Origin of the sequence: Pseudomonas sp. G.S.17 (assembly GCF_038096165.1) — a bacterium.
GTDB lineage: Bacteria > Pseudomonadota > Gammaproteobacteria > Pseudomonadales > Pseudomonadaceae > Aquipseudomonas.
In genome coordinates this window covers 142503-161942 of sequence record NZ_CP151076.1, presented here as the reverse complement: position 1 = coordinate 161942, position 19440 = coordinate 142503, and the positions used below count along the sequence as shown (strand labels likewise).

Annotated in this window: 16 protein-coding genes; 8 read left to right on the top strand and 8 right to left on the bottom strand. The window is 58.7% G+C overall.

Features of this window, described 5'->3' with window-relative positions; translation table 11 throughout:
* Positions 1 to 81: 81 nt before the first annotated feature.
* A complete protein-coding gene (locus tag AABC73_RS00735) occupies positions 82 to 2595 on the bottom strand; it encodes an EAL domain-containing protein (protein ID WP_341522040.1) in 2514 nt (837 codons plus the stop codon).
* 244 nt (positions 2596 to 2839) lie between these two features.
* On the opposite strand from AABC73_RS00735, the gene uvrD reads away from it, so the two are divergent.
* The 3 genes from uvrD to AABC73_RS00720 all read left to right on the top strand — a co-directional run bounded on the left by uvrD (position 2840) and on the right by AABC73_RS00720 (position 6731).
* Positions 2840 to 5023: a DNA helicase II gene (gene uvrD / locus AABC73_RS00730; protein ID WP_341522039.1), complete on the top strand. Its 2184-nt coding sequence runs from the start codon at positions 2840 to 2842 to the stop codon at positions 5021 to 5023.
* A 308-nt stretch (positions 5024 to 5331) separates the two neighbouring features.
* On the top strand, positions 5332 to 6189 hold the full coding sequence (locus AABC73_RS00725; RefSeq protein ID WP_341522038.1) for a TIM44-like domain-containing protein: 858 nt from the start codon (positions 5332 to 5334) through the stop codon (positions 6187 to 6189).
* A gap of 134 nt (positions 6190 to 6323) precedes the next feature.
* Entirely contained in the window at positions 6324 to 6731 is a 408-nt protein-coding gene (locus AABC73_RS00720; RefSeq protein WP_020291645.1) for an SMI1/KNR4 family protein, read from the top strand.
* A gap of 38 nt (positions 6732 to 6769) precedes the next feature.
* On the opposite strand, the gene AABC73_RS00715 is transcribed toward AABC73_RS00720, so the two are convergent.
* A complete protein-coding gene (locus AABC73_RS00715) occupies positions 6770 to 8533 on the bottom strand; it encodes a cation:proton antiporter (RefSeq protein ID WP_341522037.1) in 1764 nt (587 codons plus the stop codon).
* Positions 8534 to 8831: 298 nt separating this feature from the next.
* On the opposite strand from AABC73_RS00715, the gene AABC73_RS00710 reads away from it, so the two are divergent.
* Positions 8832 to 9317: an acyl-CoA thioesterase gene (locus AABC73_RS00710; protein WP_020291647.1), complete on the top strand. Its 486-nt coding sequence runs from the start codon at positions 8832 to 8834 to the stop codon at positions 9315 to 9317.
* 149 nt (positions 9318 to 9466) lie between these two features.
* Here the strand turns inward: AABC73_RS00710 and pdxY are convergent, their stop codons facing one another.
* The gene (gene pdxY, locus AABC73_RS00705; protein ID WP_341522036.1) at positions 9467 to 10333 is read right to left on the bottom strand and encodes a pyridoxal kinase PdxY; all 867 of its coding nucleotides are present in this window, start codon (positions 10331 to 10333) and stop codon (positions 9467 to 9469) included.
* A 114-nt stretch (positions 10334 to 10447) separates the two neighbouring features.
* On the opposite strand from pdxY, the gene AABC73_RS00700 reads away from it, so the two are divergent.
* Positions 10448 to 10840: a DUF3301 domain-containing protein gene (locus AABC73_RS00700; RefSeq protein WP_341522035.1), complete on the top strand. Its 393-nt coding sequence runs from the start codon at positions 10448 to 10450 to the stop codon at positions 10838 to 10840.
* 28 nt (positions 10841 to 10868) lie between these two features.
* On the opposite strand, the gene AABC73_RS00695 is transcribed toward AABC73_RS00700, so the two are convergent.
* Positions 10869 to 11840: a GTP-binding protein gene (locus tag AABC73_RS00695; protein WP_341522034.1), complete on the bottom strand. Its 972-nt coding sequence runs from the start codon at positions 11838 to 11840 to the stop codon at positions 10869 to 10871.
* Between the two features lie 48 nt (positions 11841 to 11888).
* Here AABC73_RS00695 and AABC73_RS00690 point away from each other — a divergent pair, with 48 nt between their 5' ends.
* Positions 11889 to 12260 carry an NADH:ubiquinone oxidoreductase gene (locus AABC73_RS00690; protein WP_341522033.1) on the top strand — a complete coding sequence of 124 codons (372 nt, stop codon included), beginning with the start codon at positions 11889 to 11891 and terminating at the stop codon, positions 12258 to 12260.
* A 124-nt stretch (positions 12261 to 12384) separates the two neighbouring features.
* Here AABC73_RS00690 and zigA read toward each other — a convergent pair whose 3' ends face one another.
* Both zigA and AABC73_RS00680 read right to left on the bottom strand, forming a co-directional pair.
* On the bottom strand, positions 12385 to 13593 hold the full coding sequence (gene zigA / locus AABC73_RS00685; RefSeq protein WP_341522032.1) for a zinc metallochaperone GTPase ZigA: 1209 nt from the start codon (positions 13591 to 13593) through the stop codon (positions 12385 to 12387).
* 256 nt (positions 13594 to 13849) lie between these two features.
* A complete protein-coding gene (locus AABC73_RS00680; RefSeq protein WP_341522031.1) occupies positions 13850 to 14746 on the bottom strand; it encodes an N-acetylmuramoyl-L-alanine amidase in 897 nt (298 codons plus the stop codon).
* A 104-nt stretch (positions 14747 to 14850) separates the two neighbouring features.
* On the opposite strand from AABC73_RS00680, the gene folE2 reads away from it, so the two are divergent.
* Positions 14851 to 15747, top strand: coding sequence for a GTP cyclohydrolase FolE2 (gene folE2 / locus AABC73_RS00675; RefSeq protein ID WP_341522030.1), 897 nt, complete (start codon positions 14851 to 14853; stop codon positions 15745 to 15747).
* A 2-nt stretch (positions 15748 to 15749) separates the two neighbouring features.
* On the opposite strand, the gene AABC73_RS00670 is transcribed toward folE2, so the two are convergent.
* The gene (locus AABC73_RS00670; RefSeq protein WP_341522029.1) at positions 15750 to 16271 is read right to left on the bottom strand and encodes a DUF3617 domain-containing protein; all 522 of its coding nucleotides are present in this window, start codon (positions 16269 to 16271) and stop codon (positions 15750 to 15752) included.
* 169 nt (positions 16272 to 16440) lie between these two features.
* Between AABC73_RS00670 and cls the strand changes: the two genes are divergently transcribed.
* Positions 16441 to 17880 (top strand): cardiolipin synthase, encoded by a 1440-nt coding sequence (cls, locus tag AABC73_RS00665; protein ID WP_341522028.1) that lies wholly within the window; start codon positions 16441 to 16443, stop codon positions 17878 to 17880.
* A gap of 122 nt (positions 17881 to 18002) precedes the next feature.
* Here cls and cfaB read toward each other — a convergent pair whose 3' ends face one another.
* Entirely contained in the window at positions 18003 to 19187 is a 1185-nt protein-coding gene (cfaB, locus tag AABC73_RS00660) for a C17 cyclopropane fatty acid synthase CfaB (protein WP_341522027.1), read from the bottom strand.
* Positions 19188 to 19440: the final 253 nt, after the last annotated feature.

Genomic DNA, 19440 nt, shown 5'->3' with positions numbered 1-19440 from the left:
ACGCCCAGTTAAACGAGCTTGCCCGGTCTTACACCAGTGATTGAATGACCTATCCAGCAATCATGTAGGCCTCTTCCTACCTCAGCTGTCGTCTCTCGCGGCGTATTCATCCAACACCCCCGCCAACGCCCCCGCTTCAATCGGCCGACTGATCAAATAACCCTGCACTTCGTCGCACTCGTTGGCCTTGAGGAAATCCAGCTGCGCCTGGTTTTCGACACCTTCGGCCACGACTTTCAGCCCGAGGCTGTGGGCCATGGCGATGATCGCGCGGGTGATCGCCGCGTCTTCGGTACCTTCGCCGAGGCCGCGAATGAAAGCCTGGTCGATTTTTACGTAGTCCACCGGGAAACGCTTGAGATAGCTCAGGGAAGAATAGCCGGTGCCGAAATCGTCGATGGCGAGTTTTACGCCCAGCTCGCGCAACTGATGAAAGGTCGCAATGATGTGTTCGACGCTATCCAGCAACTGGCTTTCGGTCAGCTCAAGCTCCAGCCATTGCGGCGCCAGACCGGTTTCTTCGAGAACCTGGCGCACCAGACTGACCAGCTTGCCCTGACGCAGCTGATGAACCGACAGGTTGACCGACACACGAATCGGGTCGAGGCCCTGACGCTGCCATTCGCAGGCCTGCCGACAGGATTGGCGCAGCACGAATTCACCGATGGCGCCGATCAAGCCAGTCTCTTCGGCCAGCCCGATAAAATCCCCCGGTGGCACCATGCCCATGAGCGGATGCCGCCAGCGCACCAATGCCTCGACAGCATCAAGCCGACCGCTGGCCAGGCACAGCTTGGGCTGATAGAAAACTTCCAGCTGTTTCTCTTCAATGGCCTTGCGCAGCTGAATTTCCAGCTGCAAACGCTCCAGCGTGCTGGCTTGCAGGCTTTCGGTATAGAACTGGAAATTGTTGCCGCCCAGGTGTTTGGCGTGTTGCATCGCCATGTTGGCCTGACTGACCAACGCCGGGATTTCCCGAGCCGAATCAGGCAGCAGGCTGATACCCACCGATGCGCTGACCACCAGTTCATGGCCGCCCACAGAAATCGGCGTGCGCAGCTTGGCCAGCAGTCGGCTGGTCACCCGCGCAAGGCTGGACAGGTTGGCATAGGCATCGAATAACACGGCAAATTCGTCGCCAGACAATCGGGCGATGGTGTCGGCTTCCGGCAGCGCGCTGGTCAAACGTCGCGCAACCTGCTTGAGCAACTGGTCGGCGACTTCATGCCCGAGGCTGTCATTGAGCAGCTTGAAACGGTCCAGATTGATGTGCAGCAAGGCCAGGCTTCTGCCGCCCTGACGCACGCGTTTGTTGGCTTCACGCAGGCGCTCGGTGAACAGCGAGCGATTGGCCAGCCCGGTCAGCTCATCGAAGTGGGTGAGATAGCGCATGCGCTCTTCGGACTCGCGGCGCGCGGAAAGATCGGCGAAAAAGCCAACAATATGGCTCATTTTGCCTGCACCATCGCGCACTACGCTCAGTTGCAGCCACTGCGGATACAGCTCGCCGTTCTTGCGGGTTTCGACCAGTTCGCCTTGCCAGCCACCGGTTAGCTCGAGAGACTGATGAATGGCCGCAAAATGCCGCCGCGCATCGCGACTGCTGGCAACTTCGGTCACTTTACGTCCGACCAGATCTTCCGGCTGATAGCCGCTGACCCGACTGAACGCCTGGTTGACCGTAAGAATGTTGTAGTCCGGGTCGAAGATCACAATGCCTTCGCTGGCGGCTTCAAATACAGTCGCGGCCAGGCGTGGTGGGCTTTGGCTGAGCGTCTGGTTGGCCTCTTCCAGCTCAAGCGTGCGTTGCGCGACACGCTCTTCGAGACCCGCCTGCGCATCACGCAAATCGCGCTCGGCGTTGCGGCGCTGCTCGATTTCCCGGGCCAGCTCCTGATTGAGCTGGTCGCTTCTGGCTTGCGCTTGCTGCAGGTTGTCGATCAGGGCCTGATTCTGGAAGCGTCGGATCAGCCCGCGCTGGATCAGCCGATTGACCTGCCAGGCCACCACGCTCAGGGCGAACAACAGGATCAGGCCGAGCCAGCCCCAGCCGCGCAACGGCACGTCACCCCCCCAGAACAGGTAAATGATCGGCGGCAGCAGGCACGGCAAGGTGAAAGTCAGGAATGCGGTGATGCTCGCGGCGTAGGCGATGCTGGCAGATAACGTCGCCGCGCCGATCAGGCCAAACACCCAGGCTTGCTGCTGGAAGTTTTCCGCAGGCGCCAACACCAGCGCGGCGCTGGCCAGGGTCAGCCCGCTGGCCCCGGCACCGAGCAAGAACATTCGCCCCCAGATCGGCTGCGCTTGACGCTCGGCAGAAGCACTGCGAAAAGCGGTTGCCTGAATAACCCGCAAGCAAATCAACGCCGCAAGCCAGCCGAGCCAGATGCCCACCAGCAAATAACGTTGCGGGCTCCACAGCAGCCAGGCGCAGACCAGGCCATTGATAAACATGAACAGGGTTGGCAGCAGCGAACCTTGGTACAGCAGGCGTGTGCGCTCGACCGCCAACTGAGTGGCGAACTGCCTGGGGATGCTGCGCCGGTCGGCAGGTATCGCGTCCTCGGCGCTGCGGCGGGGGCTGAAAGTCATGGCGGATTCTTATAATGATAGGGCCTTGAGCGTGCACGGAGCATACACAAGGGTTGTCACAGACCAAACTGTCCGGGCTCATATAAATAGCTGTTAGCCAGTTACTTTGGTCGTAGATGCTTGATCTTTTCGGTGCCGATGCACGCTTGTAGCTCCTGACTTGCCAGTCGTCCGGAACCCTGCGTTTATCGCCTGGTGCAAAGCATGGTTTGCCCGGCTTCGCTCGGCACCCTAGAATGCGCCGATGCGCGATGACCTCTCCCTTCTGCTTAATTCCCTCAACGATGCCCAACGCCAGGCCGTAGCTGCCTCCGTGGGTCGTCAGTTGGTCCTGGCCGGCGCTGGTTCCGGCAAAACCCGTGTGCTGGTGCATCGCATCGCCTGGTTGATCCAGGTCGAGCAAGCCTCGCCACACTCCATCCTGTCGGTGACGTTCACCAACAAGGCGGCTGCGGAGATGCGCCATCGCATCGAGCAGCTGATGGGGATCAACCCGGCGGGCATGTGGGTCGGCACCTTCCACGGCCTGGCGCACCGCCTGCTGCGGGCGCACTGGCAGGAAGCCGGTCTGGCGCAGACGTTCCAGATTCTGGACAGCGACGATCAGACCCGACTGGTCAAGCGGGTGATCCGCGAGCTGGGCCTGGACGAGCAGCGCTGGCCGGTCAAACAGGCCCAGTGGTTCATCAATGGCCAGAAAGACGAAGGCCTGCGCCCGAAACACATTCAGGCCAGCGGCGATCTGTTCCTGGCAACAATGAAGTCGATCTACGAAGCCTACGAAGTCGCCTGCCAGCGCGCCGGGGTCATCGACTTTTCAGAGTTGCTGCTGCGCGCCCTTGACCTGTGGCGTGACAATCCCGGCCTGCTCGCCCACTACCAGCGGCGCTTCCGACACGTGCTGGTGGACGAATTCCAGGACACCAACGCCGTGCAGTACGCCTGGTTGCGCCTGCTCGCCCAGGGTGGCGACAGCCTGATGGTGGTTGGCGATGACGACCAGTCGATCTACGGCTGGCGCGGCGCGAAAATCGAGAACATTCACCAGTATTCCGATGATTTCCCTGACACCGAAGTCATCCGCCTGGAACAGAACTATCGCTCCACCGCCAGCATCCTCAAGGCGGCCAACGGCCTGATCATCAATAACAGCGGCCGTATGGGCAAAGAGCTGTGGACTGATGTCGGCGATGGCGAGCTGATCAATCTGTATGCCGCCTTCAACGAGCACGATGAAGCCCGCTACGTAGTGGAAACCATCGAAAGCGCGCTCAAGACCGGTCTGGCGCGCAGCGACATCGCCATTCTTTACCGCTCCAACGCCCAGTCGCGGGTGCTTGAAGAAGCGTTGCTGCGCGAGCGGATTCCGTATCGCATCTACGGCGGCCAGCGCTTCTTCGAACGCGCCGAAATCAAGAACGCCATGGCTTACCTGCGCTTGCTGGAAGGCCGGGGCAACGATGCAGCCCTTGAGCGCGTGATCAACGTGCCAGCACGAGGGATCGGCGAAAAAACCGTCGAAGCCATTCGTCAGCATGCACGCCACGCCGATGTGTCCATGTGGGAAGCCACGCGTCAGCTGATCGCCAATAAAGGCCTCACCGGTCGCGCTGCCGGCGCCTTGGGCCTGTTTGTCGAGCTGATCGAAAATCTCGCGGCCAAGGTCATGGAAATGCCGCTGCACCTGATGACGCAAACCGTCATCGAGCAGTCCGGCCTGATCAACTATCACAAGGAAGAGAAAGGCGAAAAAGGCCAGGCTCGGGTGGAAAACCTTGAGGAACTGGTCAGCGCCGCGCGCAACTTCGAGAACGCTGAAGAGGACGCAGAGTTGACGCCACTGGCGGCGTTCCTCGGTCATGCGTCGCTGGAATCGGGCGACACTCAGGCTGAAGAGCACGAAGACAGCATTCAGCTGATGACTTTGCACAGCGCCAAGGGCCTGGAATTCCCTTATGTGTTCCTGGTGGGCATGGAAGAAGGCCTGTTCCCGCACAAGATGAGCCTTGAAGAACCGGGCCGTCTTGAGGAAGAACGTCGTCTGGCTTATGTCGGCATCACTCGCGCCATGCAACAGCTGGTGATGACCTACGCCGAAACCCGACGTCTGTATGGTAGTGAAACCTACAACAAGGTCTCGCGCTTCGTACGCGAGATTCCGCCATTGCTTATTCAGGAAGTGCGCCTGTCCAATAGCGTCAGCCGACCTTTTGGTGGCACGCAAAAAGTCAGCACCAGCAGCCTGTTCAACGGCACCGGAATCCCGGAAACCGCGTTCAGCCTGGGCCAGCGCGTGCAGCACGCAGTGTTTGGCGAAGGCATGATCCTCAACTTCGAAGGCGCAGGCGCCCAGGCGCGGGTGCAGGTCAACTTCGAAGAAGGCAGCAAGTGGCTGATGATGGGGTATGCGAAGCTGGAAGCGATTTGACTCAAGCGGGTTCTTGGAGTGTGTTCGCCCGTAGGACCGGCTTTAGCCGGGAGCACGCCCTCCCGGCTAAAGCCGGTCCTACGAGTGATAGCAACGCCGCCTCAGCTTGAATCTCCCACCAGTCAGCTCCATATAGATGACTACGCCCAACGGCGGTGTCCTACAGAACTTTTACCGAAGCCCTACGGACCAACTTTTATAGGGTCTTCGGGCTCTTACGCAAAAGCCGGAAACATTTGGCCACTAGCTATACACCTATGCCCTATGCAATATGGCGCGCGTGCAATCCATAAAACGGGAATACCCTTATGCAACGTTTTCTAAGCATCGCTCTGGCGCTGTGCATCGGGCTCACCATGAGCCTCGACGCCAACGCCGCGCGTTTCGGTGGCGGCAAGAGCATGGGCTCGGCGCCGACTCACCAGGCGCGCCAAACTGCTCCTGCCACCCCTGCCGCTGCGCCTAACGCCGCCGGTCGTCCTGCACCTGCGGCAAGCGGTGCTTCGCGCTGGCTCGGCCCGTTGGCCGGTATCGCTGCCGGCGGCCTACTCGCCTCCATGTTCATGGGCGACGGTTTCCAGGGGATGCAAATCTTCGACATCCTGATCATGGCGGTCATTGCCTTCCTGATCTTCCGCTTCATCGCGGCCCGTCGTCGCAAGCAACAAGGCCCGCAAATGGCCACTGCTGCCGGTCCAGCTGCGTTTCAACGTGAAAGCGTTGAACAGCCTGCGCAGAACTCGATCTTCGGTGGCGGTTCTTCAGCTGCAGCCGCAGCGCCAGTAATCAACGCGCCAGCATGGTTCAACGAATCCCGCTTCCTCGAAGCCGCTCGTAGCCACTTCCAGTCGCTGCAACAGCACTGGGATGCCAACGAGATGGACAAGATCTCCGAGTTCGTGACCCCGCAAATGCTGGAGTTCCTGAAAAAGGAACGTGCTGATCTGGGCGAAGGTTTCCAGTCGACGTTCATCGACAACCTGACCGTGCAACTCGACGGCCTGGATGATCGTGCCGACAAGACCATCGCGACCCTGACCTTCAGCGGCGTCTCCAAGACCTCGCGCTTTGACCAGGGTGAAGTATTCAGCGAAAGCTGGAACATGGAACGTCCTCAAGGCGACAACCAGCCTTGGCTGGTAGCCGGTATCCGCCAGAACGGCTGATCCGCTGCGTCATGAAAGCTGCATCCAAAACCCCGGACTCGTCCGGGGTTTTGTCTTATCCGTTCGAATAGTTATTTTGAGAAAGGCTTTAGGCTACTGTATAACCCGCGCCATCAGTTTAGAGGAGCCAGGCCGTGGAAGAAGTCATTGAACAATTACGTGAAGCGAATGAACCAGTCCCGGTTCCGCTTGAATTGCCCGACGAAGACCAGCTGGTAGAAGTCGAGGAACAGCTGTTCATCAACATCCCGTTCGTCTTCAAGGAGTTTTTGCTGACGGTCAGTGATGTGGTGTACGGCAGCCTTGAGCCGGTGACGATCACCGATCCGCAATCGCACACGTACTTGCCTGAAGTTGCCGCGAACGCGTGGGACATCGGCGTGCCGCGCGAGCTGATCCCGATCTGTCAGGATGGCGAAGACTACTACTGCGTCGAAGAAGACGGCACCGTAGTGCTGTGGTCCGGCGAAGAAGAGCTGGTCACCGAAGAAAGCTGGGAATCGGTCTGGCACTGGGCGCGGGACGTCTGGCTGGAAAGCTGAGTCCGCGTGAGTCGGGAGCCGACCGAGCAAGGGCAATCCTAATGCTCGGACGGTTCCTGATGATTGCCCAGGGTTTCCAGCAGCGCGATCTGCATGCGCGTATGCACCCGGATGAACCAGCGCCAGGCAACGGCGGCAACAATCGCCGCGATGACTGCAATCAACATCAGCAGTTCGCTGGTCGGCAGAATGCTCGCCGACAACGCCGCCAGCAGCAGGAAAATCACCAGCAACGACAACAACGGAATCACCTCGGCGATCACCTTGCGCACCCGCGCAGTGTGGCGGCCGGCCATTTCCGGCTTGACGCCCATCTCCGCCAGCAACATCGACAGCGCCTTGAGCTTGCGATACGCAGCGATCAAAAACGGCAGCGAAAGTAACAGCGCTGCGCCGCAAATCCAGGCTTTCTGCAGGCTCTCATCGGCGATCCATTCGCTCATGTACCCGCCGATGCGCTTGGCGAAGTAACCACCGCTGAAGAAAATTGCCATCACCAATGCCAGATTGATCCCGACTTGCAGCAGGATCTTGCGAATCATCGACGCCAGCAACGCGCCTTCACCTTGTGGCTGAATGCTGCGCAGCCATTCGCCATACATGCCGAACACCCGGGCCATGCGCTGCGGCACGATACCGGCCAGCTTGTGCGACAGCGGATCTGCGCCGCGAATCAGATACGGCGTCAGCAGCGTGGTAATCGCAGAAACCGCCACCGCGACCGGATAGAGGAAGTCGCTGGTGACCTGCAACGTCATGCCCAAGGCCGCGATGATGAAGGAGAATTCGCCAATCTGCGAAAGCCCCATCCCGACGCGTAGTGAGGTTTTGCCGTCATTGCCGGCGATAAACGCACCTAGGCCGCAGGAAATCATCTTGCCCAGCACCACGGCAACGGTGATCACGGCGATGGGCCAGGCGTAATCCAGCAGGATCAGCGGATCGATCATCAAGCCAATGGCGACGAAGAAAATCGCACTGAACATGTCGCGAATAGGTTCGATCAGGCGCTCGATTTTCAACAACTGGCGGGATTCAGCCATGATCGCCCCGATCAGGAACGCGCCGAGGACCATGCTGTATTCCAGCTTGACCACCACCAGGCAGAAGCCGAAACACAGGCCCAGAACGGTGATCAACAACATCTCGTTGCTTTCGAATTTGGCGACGTAGGCCAGTAATCGCGGCACCAGCAGAATGCCGATAACCAACGCGACGATCATGAACAGCGACAGTTTGCCGACCGTGGAAAAAACCTCGCCGGAGCTGACCGTGCCACTCACCGCAATCCCCGACAGCAAGGCGATGATGCCGATACCCAGGATGTCTTCGACGATGAGCACGCCGAAAATCAACTGGGCGAAGTGCTGGTTTTTCATCTTCAGGTCGTTGAGCGCCTTGACGATGATGGTGGTCGAGGAAATCGCCAGGATCGCGCCGAGGAACAGCGAATCCATGGAATTCCAGCCGAAGAACTGGCCGATTTCGTAGCCGATCCAGATCATCAGGGTGATTTCGAGAAACGCAGCGATAAACGCCGTGGCGCCGACCTTGAACAGCTTGCGCAGGCTGAATTCGAGGCCCAGGCAAAACATCAGGAAAATCACCCCCAGCTCGGCGAGGGTCTTGATGGTCTGCTCGTCATGGATGAGCCCGACCGGCGGCGTGTGCGGGCCGATGATGAACCCGGCGACGATATAACCGAGGACCACCGGTTGTTTCAGGCGATGAAAGACGATTGTCACGACACCGGCCACCAGCATGATCACTGCCAAATCCTGAATAAAGCTGATGGCATGCATGGTTCCGGCTCCTTGAGAAATCGACAGCGCGAGCCCGATATTGCCAGGCCGTTACGGCGAAAATCCTGATGAATATGTAGGAATTAACCCGCTCCACGGGCTTTTGCAGGTTAACACCGCACATTCATTGCGAAAGCCGGTGCAATATATGGAAACAGATCGGCTTTAGCGCGTGACGGCCCTGAGCCAGCAAGCGTCCGGATAACTGTTCTTTGTTGATTAGCTCTTTGTTGATTGATAGCCCGCAAGCACCGCCATAAGGTGCAAACCTCTGAACCGCCTTGATCGTGAGTACGCTATGGAACCCGGAAACGCCCAGCTGTCGATGACTGTATTGATGACCCCGGACATGGCCAATTTCTCTGGCAACGTGCACGGCGGTACCCTTCTGAAATACCTCGATGAAGTCGCCTACGCCTGCGCCAGCCGCTATGCGGGCCGCTACGTCGTGACCTTGTCGGTGGATCAGGTGATTTTCCGCGAGCCGATTCATGTGGGCGAGCTGGTGACGTTTCTGGCGTCAGTCAACTACACCGGCAATACGTCGATGGAAGTCGGCATCAAAGTGGTGACGGAGAACATCCGCGAGCGCTCGGTGCGCCACACCAACAGCTGCTTCTTCACCATGGTCGCGGTCGATGACCAGCGCAAACCGGCCAGCGTCCCGCCGCTGGAGCCGGAAAGCCTTGATGGCAAACGCCGCTACATCCAGGCCCAGCAGCGCCGACAGATTCGTCAGGAGCTGGAAAAGCGCTACCAGGAAATCAAGGACGAAACGCTGTGATACGGGCGCGGGTTTGAGTGGGAGCGAGCTTGGGTGGGAGCGAGCTTGCTCGCGAAGCGGCCAGAACATTCAACATCTTCGTTGCCTGTGTCACCGCCTTCGCAAGCAAGCTCCCACACAAACTGTATGAAAACGTCGGGCCGCCGGTCTTACAACCGCACCGCCTCGAACTTCACCCGCGGATGCGCGATTCGGTCCTGGGCGCGCACCAGTTCCAGTTCGTAACTGCCACAGGCCTGGGTTTCCAGCAGCACTTCATGAACCGCCGCTGCGGCGAATTCGAAAGCAGCCACCGGCGCGTCACCCAACAGGATGCGCGCCAGGAACAGCCCGGAGGTCAGATCGCCAACCCCCACTGGCTGGCGCGGAAAGGCCAGTAGCGGGCGGCGCAGGTGCCAACTGGCATCGGCAGTCACCAGCAACATCTCAAAGCCGTCAGCGGCCTTGCCGGGGTAATCCAGGTGTTTGACCACAATGGCTTTCGGCCCACGCGCCAATAAAGCCCGGGCCATGCTCAGGCAATCGAGCAGCGATTCGGGCTTGCGGCCAGAGAAGCTGTCCAGCTCCAACTGGTTGGGGCACATGAAATCCGCTACCGCTGCCGCTTCTTCCAAGAGAAAGTCACTGACTTCGGCTGGCACGATGCAACCCTTCTCCGGATGGCCCATCACCGGGTCGCACAGGTACAACGCCTTGGGGTTGGCCGCCTTGATCCGCGCCACGCCAGTCAGAATCGCTCGCCCCTGCGCCGCGCTGCCCAGATAACCCGAAAGCACCGCATCGCAATTGCCCAGCTCGCCGATGGCCGCGATGCCGTCGATCAACGCGGGAATCTGCTGCGGCGCCAGCACTTCGCCGGTCCATTGCCCGTATTGCGTGTGATTGGAGAACTGCACCGTGTTGAGCGGCCAGACATTGACCCCGGCACGCTGCATCGGAAACACAGCAGCGCCGTTGCCAGCATGGCCGAATACAACATGGGACTGAATGGCGAGCAAATGGGGTGTACGTTTCATGACAAGATCCTGAACACGATGCAAATGCAGTAATAAGAAATTTAAGTCGCGCAGTATGGCTGGAAATCATTAGAGACGGTTAAGCTGGAGACTCTTCGTTGGAGCGCCCTTTTCATGCTGACCTTGGGAAACATGTTCGTCTTGATGCTGCTTGCAACCGGCGCTGCCTGGTTGTGGCATTCCCATGGCTTGCGCGAACGTGCGCTGGAGCGGGTCAAGCAACATTGCGCGCGGCTGGATCTGGAGCTGCTGGATGGCAACGTCGCATTGCGTCGTCTTACCTTTGCCCGCGATGCCCAAGGCCGCAAGCGTCTGGCGCGTGTGTATAACTTCGAATTCACGGTAACGGGCGAGCAGCGTCATCCCGGAACCATCACCATGTTTGGTGCCCACAGTGCGCAGATCGAGCTAGCGCCCTACCCGTTCGAAATCAAAACTCCGCCGCCGTCAGCGCAAATCATTCAATTGAGTGAGTGGCGTCAGGAACACAACAAGTGGAAGCAGTAGAGCACGAGCGCCCTGTGGATAAATTGCTCTAGAGCAAGCATGCCGCCAACTGCGCCTGTAATCGAGCCTCATCCTGGGGCTCGCTGAAGATCAATTCCAGGCGTGAATCCTTGCGCCATTCGCTGATGTTCCACTCTACCGCAGCGCCTTGAAGGCTATTGGCTGAAAACCAGCCAGCCGGGCTGTGGATAACCAGCTTCGCCCGTCGCCACGCCAGGTCTTCCAGCCACTGTTGAATGCGCGTCAGGTCGAAGCACTGGCTGGGATGCCAACGCCAGCCGATGCTCCATCCTTCTGTCTGGCTTTGGCTAAGGCAGATTGGCTGACGTGGATCGGTCCAGATCGCGGGCATCTGCGCCAGGCTTTTAGGCAGCACCAGTTTTTCCACAGCAGAGTTATCCACAGCCGCTTGCTGATCGACGCCGGGCAGCTCCGAAAGCGGCAGCGCGCCCTGTTCAGTCCAGAATATCGGGCGATTTGGCAATCCCCCGACAATGCGCTGTCGGTCGGCCTCACTCAATTGCGCGGACTTATTCAGCACCAGCAAACCCGCGTCCGCCAGAGCCTCCCGCTGGCTGGCCGGCAGCGTCTGGCCCTTCGCCAACGACGCCGAATCAAGCACCATCACGCTCGGCTGCACAGCCAGCACGCCTTGCCACGGTGATTCGCGCAACTGCTTGAGCAATTGCGCCGGGTGACCGAGACCGGAAGGCTCGATCAACAACCGATCCGGCCTGGATTTGCGCAGCAAACGACCCAGCCCAATCTGGAATGGCGCGCCGTTCACGCAACAAAGGCAGCCACCAGCCACTTCGCCAAGTGAGATACCATCTGCGGCCGTGGCGAGCAGCGCGGCATCCAGGCCGATCTGACCGAACTCATTGATCAGGATCGCCCAGCGTTCATGCACCGGCTTTTGCGCCAGAAGATGCTTGATCAGGCTGGTCTTGCCGGCGCCCAGAGGGCCGCCGATGACGTGGGTCGGGATGTTTTGCAGCATGTGGGTCGCTTCTGACGATGGCGAAATAACGAATTCGGGAAGGCAATAATGCGCGTGATCAAACGGCCGTTGTGGCTGGCATTGATGCTGTTGGCAATGACGTCGAATCAGGTCCTGGCCCAGGCGTGTCTGGTGCATAGCCAGGCCGAGCGGCTCGATGTGAAAGTCTGCCAGGAAAACCGCAACATTCCGGAAAAACTCTTCAAGGATGGCTTCTGCCAGCCGCAACTGGCCGGTCAGAAAATCGACGTCACCTACTCGGAGCAATGCCCGGCGGGGGCTTTCGGCGTGTGCAGCAACGCGCAAGTCGCCAATATGCCTTATCGCGAGAACATTCACTATTACGGCGTCGCCAGCGATGCGCACTACCTCAAGCCGTTTTGCGAAGGGCAAAGTCAAGGGCAGTGGTTGGTGCCGTAATGAAGACAAGCATCTGTTGGCGAGGCTTGCCCGCGAACGGGTCGGTAGATCCGCCAGGTTTTCCGCGTTAGAAACATAGCCTTCAAGGGCAAGCCTCGCTCCAAAGGACCTTACGAGCTCCAGCTCAAGCACTCTGCTCTTCATGCCACGAACCAAACGGGTCCGGCAGCTCACCCCAGCAGTCGATTCCGAGTGCCATTTCCGCGTCGGTCAGCAAACAATTGTCCAGCTCGGCCGTGAGCTGAGCGAAGTCAATGTTCTGGCCAATAAAAACCAATTCCTGACGACAGTCGCCGGTTTGCGAACTCCAGGTCTGCATGATCGCGGCGTTGCTTTCTTCGTCCTCCGGCCATTGCACAGCAGGCACAAAACGCCACCAGCGACCGGCGAACCCGTGACGCATCAACCCGCCAGCCTGAGACCAACTGCCCGCGTCCTTGGGCTTGCTGGCCAGCCAGAAAAAACCCTTGGAGCGCAGCAGCTTGCCGTTGGTCCATTCGCGATCAATGAAGCTGAAAAACCGCTCGGGGTGGAACGGCCGACGTGCGCGATAAGCCGTGGACGCGATGCCGTATTCTTCGGTTTCCGGCACATGCTCGCCGCGCAGCTCTTTCAGCCAGCCCGGCGCCAGGGAAGCGCGTTCAAAATCGAAACGACCGGTGTTGAGGATTTTTGCCAGTGGAACCTCGCCCATGACCATGGCAATGATTTCCGCCTGGGCATTGAGGCGCTGCAAAATTGCCATCAACTCCTGACGTTCGCTGGAGCTGATCAAGTCGATCTTGCTGATCAGGATCACGTCGGCGAATTCGATCTGCTCGATCAGCAGGTCGGTGATCGAGCGTTCGTCATCCTCGCCCAGGGTTTGTCCGCGACTCGCCAGACTTTCAGCGGCCTGGTAATCGAGCAGGAAATTGACCCCGTCGACCACCGTAACCATGGTGTCCAGGCGCGCCATATTCGCCAGGCTCTTGCCCGCCTCGTCGCGGAAGGTGAAGGTTTCCGCCACGGGCAGCGGTTCGGAAATCCCCGTGGATTCGATCAGCAGGTAATCGAAACGCCCGTCCTGAGCCAGGCGGCTGACTTCTTCCAGCAAGTCTTCGCGCAAGGTGCAGCAAATGCAGCCGTTGCTCATCTCGATCAGTTTTTCTTCGGCACGGTTCAGGCTGACATCACGCTGAACTTCGCTGCCATCGATGTTGATCTCGCTCATATCGTTGACGATCACCGCCACCCGCAGGTTATCGCGATTGCGCAGCACGTAATTGAGCAAGGTACTTTTGCCCGCGCCAAGAAAGCCGGACAGCACAGTAACGGGAAGACGATTTGGCATGAGGGTTCTCATCGGCGGCTTGGGAGAGGTTGCAAGAATCATATGTTATAGTATAACGATACGAACACACCAATCCTTCACTGACAAGCCCCCGTCATCCAGCAAACATTCGACCCGTAGGACCGGCTTCAGCCGGGAGGCCAATAGTCCTGGAAACGTAACTGCTGCGAATGGACTGGCCTCCTCCCGGCTAAAGCCAGTCCTACGAAATGCTTTCCAATTCAAATGGTTGCGTGATGCTGAAAAAGAAGATTTGCTACACCTGCCCCGCTTTCTGCGCCTGCTGCCACGCCACATACGAATCAGCCGGCGGATTGCGTTGGAAATAGCGCTGCAGCCCGGCGAACAACCCGTCAGCCACCGCTTGTTGATGACGCGCGGTGACCAGCCGCTGGCTGTCGCGAACGTTGGAGATAAACCCGGTTTCCACCAGGATCGACGGCACATCCGGCGACTTGAGTACGGCGAACCCGGCCTGTTCGACGCGTTTCTGGTGCAGCGTGGTGATGTCCGCCAGGCTGCCGAGAATGGTATTGCCCAGTTGCAGGCTGGCGGCGATGGTGGCGTTCATCGACATATCGAGAATCACCCCGGCGAGCATCGGGTCCTTGTCCTTGAGACTCAGCAGGCTGGTAGCGCCCAGCAAGTCCGCGCCGTTTTCCCGCTGCGCCATGAAGCGGGCCGTGGCCGACGTCGCGCCGCCTTCCGACAAGGCATACACCGAAGCGCCGGATGCGGTGAGCCGGGGCGCGGCATCGGCGTGGATCGAGATAAAGATATCGGCGTTGTATTTGTGCGCAACTTCCACGCGTTTGCGTAGCGGCACGAAGAAATCATCGTTGCGCACCAGACGCACGTCGAAGCCTTTTTCACGCTTGATGCGCTTGGCCAGCAGCTGGGCAATGGACAGCACCACGTCTTTTTCACGCTCGCCTTTGGCGCCCACCGCGCCCGGATCCTTACCGCCGTGACCGGGATCAATCACCACCATGACGTCGCGTTTGGAATGGGCCTTGTCGAGCAACGGCGACGGCTGCGGCGGGGGTCGAGGCGCGCCCGTTGCGGATCGAATCTGCGCGGCATAAGTCCCCAAGGGTAAAGCCAGCGCAGCGCTGGCCAGTAAGAGATTGAGCAAAACTTGGCGTCGATGCATGGCATGGCTCACTAAAGTTGCAGAGCATCCCAGCCCAAAAAAGTAATCGTCGATCTAACTGTAATAATATAACATGATGTTTTAGCCCTCAGGCGGCCCCTTTCATGAATGTTGCGACACTTCCGGATATCGCCGCCCAGGCCTCAAGAAAAGCCCTGCCACTGGATTGGGTCGGCATGTGCGGCATCGCTCTGCCTATCCTGATGGACGGCAAACGCCTGAGTGCCAAAGCCGACGTGGGCGTCAGTCTGGATGATGGTGCTGCTCGTGGGATTCATATGTCCCGGCTGTATCTGGCGCTTGAAAAGCTGGAGAACGAAAACCTGACGCCCGCGTCCGTGCGCCGGCTGCTTGAGCGTTTTCTGCAGAGCCATGAAGGGCTTTCAAACAATGCCTATCTGAACATTCACCTGGAACCGCTGCTCAAACGACCAGCGCTGGTCAGTGCGCTGACAGGCTGGAAAGCCTATCCAATCAGTATCTTTGCCAGCCTGAAAAGCGGAATGTTCCACGTGGAACTAAAAATTGACGTGAGTTATTCATCGACCTGCCCTTGCTCGGCAGCGCTGGCGCGTCAGCTGATTCAGCAGCAGTTCATCGAGGATTTTCCGGGTAAGCAGCTTGAATCAGCCACAGTGCTGGAATGGTTAGGCAGTACCGAAGGGATAGTTGCGACGCCGCATAGCCAGCGCAGCACTGCGCAGATTCAGGTGCAACTCAATGAATTTGTTGATGAATTTCCGACGCTTCAGTTGATTGACCAAGCGGAAGCAGCGTTGGGAACAGCGGTGCAGACGGCAGTAAAGCGTGCTGATGAGCAAGCGTTTGCCTTGGCGAATGGGCAGAATTTGATGTTCTGCGAGGATGCAGCGCGACGGCTGCATCGAACGTTCAAGCGCAACCCGGCGCTCAAAGGCTTCACTTTGAAGGTCATCCACGCCGAGAGCTTGCATGCTCACGACGCGGTGGCCCAGAGTTCGTGGAACTGGTTCAGCGCCTGAAGTCAGGTACGCGGCTTGACCGCGCCACACTGCTGACCGAGCCAGACTGCGCGCGTATCCATGCTGCCGTTCTGCTGCTGGCCGGTGGCATTGAACGTGCCAATCACCTTGGTGGTGAACTCGCGATCACTGAGGAACTGCGCCTGCCCGGTGCCTTGCGCTTTTGGACAGCTGAACTTGAAGTTCCAGTTCTTGCCATTACGCGCTGTCACTTGCTGGTTGCAGCCAGATTTTGGATCAGTCAGCGGGACGTCGTCGGACTTGACCTGGGCCTCAGTCAAACAAAAGCGCACGCCTTTGCCGCCCAGTGTTACGCCTTGTTTTTCCATCATGCGTTCCATCATGGCGCGCTGCTCAGGCGGCAGATTTTGCAGTTGACCAAGCATCAATTGCAGGTCCGGCAGTGGCTGCCCGTCGACCAACATATTGCTGGAAGTCAGCTCCCAGAGTCCCGGCTGCAGCATTTGGGCTTGCGCCAGCGGCGCCGCCAGACAACAGATCAACGCCAACATGGGTTTGTTCATTTGTGAATCCTTGTTTCAAACAATTGATAGAGAAGACGGCCCAACACAGACTGCGAACAATGAGGCTTAGACGACAGATCCGCCAGCCAGTTGCACGGCGAATAAAATAGCGACATTCACCACAGCCTGTGGTCTGTTAATGAGCAAATGGTCTGGAGCAAGATTACGCATGGATTATCACAGCCCGTATTTCTTCGGCTATGTCCTTGGATTCATCCATCTGGTTGGAGTTGGTGCAGCCATTCATGCACTGCTGACGGTCCGCACCGCACAGGGCGCCATCGCCTGGGCCATGCCACTGCTGTTCATCCCCTACGTCGCGTTGATTCCCTATCTGGTGTTTGGCCGCAGCTCGTTCGACGCCTACATCAAGGCGCGACGCCAGGCCAACGATGAGATGCGGACTGCAATCGGTGATCTGAACTGGCGGCCGTGGATTGAAGAGGCTGTGGCCGCGCGCCGTTCAGAAGCGTATGCATCCCTGCGCGCCATGCCCAAGTTGGGACGCATGCCCGCGCTGGCCAACAACGAAGTGAAGCTGCTGATCAATGGCGACGCAACCTTCGACGCGATCTTCGCTGCCATCGGTCAGGCCAAAGACACCGTGCTGATTCAGTTCTTCATCATTCATGACGACGAACTGGGCCGCAGGTTGCAGAATCTGTTGCTGGAAAAAGCCGCCGAAGGCGTGGCGATCTATGTGCTCTACGACCGCATCGGCAGTCATGCCTTGCCCGGCAGCTATAGCGATAAATTGCGCACTGGTGGCGTACAGATCAAAGCTTTCGCGACGCGCAGCGGTTGGCTGAACCGTTTCCAGATCAACTTCCGCAACCATCGCAAGATAGTCGTGGTCGATGGCACCCGAGGTTTTGTCGGCGGTCATAACGTCGGCGACGAGTACGTCGGTCTCAAGCCACCGCTCGCACCGTGGCGCGACACGCATGTGCAAGTGCTCGGTCCGGTCGTGGCCTGTTTGCAGGAATCGTTTGCCGAAGACTGGTTCTGGGCCACGCGAGAATTGCCGCCCCTGAGCCTTCCCGAGTCGTACCCGGAAGACGGCGTGCTCTGTCAGTTACTCGCCAGCGGGCCGGCTGACGCCCAGGAAACCTGCTCGCTGTTCTTTGTCGAAGCCATTCATGCGGCGACAGAACGGGTGTGGATCACCAGCCCATATTTCATTCCGGATGAAGCGGTGTCGGCGGCATTGCGCCTGGCGGTGCTGCGCGGTGTGGACGTGCGGTTGTTGCTGCCTTCGCGCCCCGATCACTACATCGTGTACCTCGCCTCAAGCCTGTTTGCATTTGAAGCGGTGCGCGCTGGGGTTCGGGTGTTTCGTTACTTGCCGGGATTCCTGCATCAGAAAGTGGTGCTGGTGGACAACGAGATCAGCGCCATCGGCAGCGCCAATCTGGACAACCGTTCTTTCCGGCTGAATTTCGAATTGATGCTGCTGACGGTGGACAGCGAGTTCGCCAGCGAAGTGGAGCACATGCTCAACGACGACTTCGCCCAGGCTCATGAAATATCCATTAAGGAAAGTCGTGAAACGCACCATCTGCAGCAACTGGGCATGCGCATCGCACGCTTGATTTCGCCGATTCTGTAAAGGGTGCCACCTGCACCTTGTGGGAGCGAGGCTTGCCCGCGAAGAGGCCGGAATATTCAACAACATCGCCAGCGCCATACAATGCCTTCGCGGGCAAGCCTCGCTCCAACGGGATCACATCCCTACCGATAAAGATCCTCCCGCGTCCACGGCAGTTCATGTCGGCCATCGGTATACGGTTTTACCGCGAGGATCTGATGCAGGTTAATCCAGCCGCGGGCAAACGCGTAGGAGCAACCCGCCAGGTACAGCCGCCAGATCCGCAGGGTTTGCTCGGACACCATCGCGGTGGCTCGGTCGAGGTTGGCTTCCAGGCGCGAACTCCAGTGTTCCAGCGTCTTGGCGTAGTGCAGGCGCAGGCTTTCCACGTCCACCACTTCCAGGCCCGCCTGACTGATGTGGGCGCTGATTTGCGACACGTGCGGTAACTCGCCATTAGGAAACACATAGCGACCGATGAACTCACCAGCGCCCCGCCCAACCGGACGGCCGTCGGTGTGCTTGGCGGTGATCCCGTGATTCATCACCAGCCCGCCTTCGCGCACCGCACCAAACAGCCGTTGCGTGTACAGCTCAAGGTTGGCGTGGCCGACGTGCTCGAACATGCCGACGCTGACGACTTTATCGAAGCGACCGTCCTGGGGCAGGTCGCGATAATCGAGCAATTGCAGATCCACCTTGTCCTGCAAGCCTTCGGCTTTTACGCGTTCGCGGCCCAGCGCCAGTTGCTCGCGGCTCAAGGTAATGCCGAACACTTTCACGCCGTACTCGCGCGCGGCGAAACGCGCCAGCCCGCCCCAGCCGCAACCGACATCCAGCAGGTACTCGCCGGGCTTGAGCCGCAGCTTGCGGCACAGGTGATGAAACTTGTCTTGCTGCGCCTGCTCCAGCGATTCTTCGCCGGTCTTGAAGTAGGCGCAGGAATAGACCATCTCTTTGTCCAGCCACAGCTGGTAGAACTCATTGGAGAGGTCGTAATGATAAGAAATCGACGCGGCATCGGTGGCTTTGTCGTGTTGAGTCGACGAGTGGAACTCGCCGTCTTCATCGTCAAGCAGCGCCTGGCTGAGTTCGTCGCAGACCCTCACCACTTCGCTGATCGAGCCTTCCATCTCCAGCCGCCCTTCGACGAACGCACTGCCGAGCAGGTCGAGGCTTGGATGGGTGAATTCGGAAACCAGCCGGGGATCCTTGACGACGATGGTGACGCTGGGCGCGGGTCCCAGATCCAGCTCATGGCCGTCCCAGAGCTTGAGGCGCAGCGGTAGATGAAGATTCTGTAAGGCCGGTGGAAGTTGCGCGAGCATTTGAGTTAACCCCCTGATCCAGAAACTCGAAAAGGGTAGTCCAATTTCAGCCCGAATTAACGGGCTGAAAGGCTATAGGCTTTATAGCAAAACTATAAAAATCGACTTCCGGGAACGGCCTTGTGCCCTCTGATACGAGCCCACATTGCAGCCTTGTATTGAACACCCTTACCTTGAATGACCCCTAATTTGTAACAGAGTTCTTCAAAGCTCAAGCGAATTTTTATACTTAACCCGCTGCTCTAGCTCAAGC

Coding starts and splice junctions, on each gene's coding strand:
- cls (WP_341522028.1), top strand. CDS start 16,441: ATGGATTATCACAGCCCGTATTTCTTCGGCTATGTCCTTGGATTCATC.
- cfaB (WP_341522027.1), bottom strand. CDS start 19,187: ATGCTCGCGCAACTTCCACCGGCCTTACAGAATCTTCATCTACCGCTG.
- AABC73_RS00700 (WP_341522035.1), top strand. CDS start 10,448: ATGCTGACCTTGGGAAACATGTTCGTCTTGATGCTGCTTGCAACCGGC.
- uvrD (WP_341522039.1), top strand. CDS start 2,840: ATGCGCGATGACCTCTCCCTTCTGCTTAATTCCCTCAACGATGCCCAA.
- zigA (WP_341522032.1), bottom strand. CDS start 13,593: ATGCCAAATCGTCTTCCCGTTACTGTGCTGTCCGGCTTTCTTGGCGCG.
- pdxY (WP_341522036.1), bottom strand. CDS start 10,333: ATGAAACGTACACCCCATTTGCTCGCCATTCAGTCCCATGTTGTATTC.
- AABC73_RS00735 (WP_341522040.1), bottom strand. CDS start 2,595: ATGACTTTCAGCCCCCGCCGCAGCGCCGAGGACGCGATACCTGCCGAC.
- folE2 (WP_341522030.1), top strand. CDS start 14,851: ATGAATGTTGCGACACTTCCGGATATCGCCGCCCAGGCCTCAAGAAAA.
- AABC73_RS00670 (WP_341522029.1), bottom strand. CDS start 16,271: ATGAACAAACCCATGTTGGCGTTGATCTGTTGTCTGGCGGCGCCGCTG.
- AABC73_RS00690 (WP_341522033.1), top strand. CDS start 11,889: ATGCGCGTGATCAAACGGCCGTTGTGGCTGGCATTGATGCTGTTGGCA.
- AABC73_RS00695 (WP_341522034.1), bottom strand. CDS start 11,840: ATGCTGCAAAACATCCCGACCCACGTCATCGGCGGCCCTCTGGGCGCC.
- AABC73_RS00680 (WP_341522031.1), bottom strand. CDS start 14,746: ATGCATCGACGCCAAGTTTTGCTCAATCTCTTACTGGCCAGCGCTGCG.
- AABC73_RS00725 (WP_341522038.1), top strand. CDS start 5,332: ATGCAACGTTTTCTAAGCATCGCTCTGGCGCTGTGCATCGGGCTCACC.
- AABC73_RS00715 (WP_341522037.1), bottom strand. CDS start 8,533: ATGCATGCCATCAGCTTTATTCAGGATTTGGCAGTGATCATGCTGGTG.
- AABC73_RS00710 (WP_020291647.1), top strand. CDS start 8,832: ATGGAACCCGGAAACGCCCAGCTGTCGATGACTGTATTGATGACCCCG.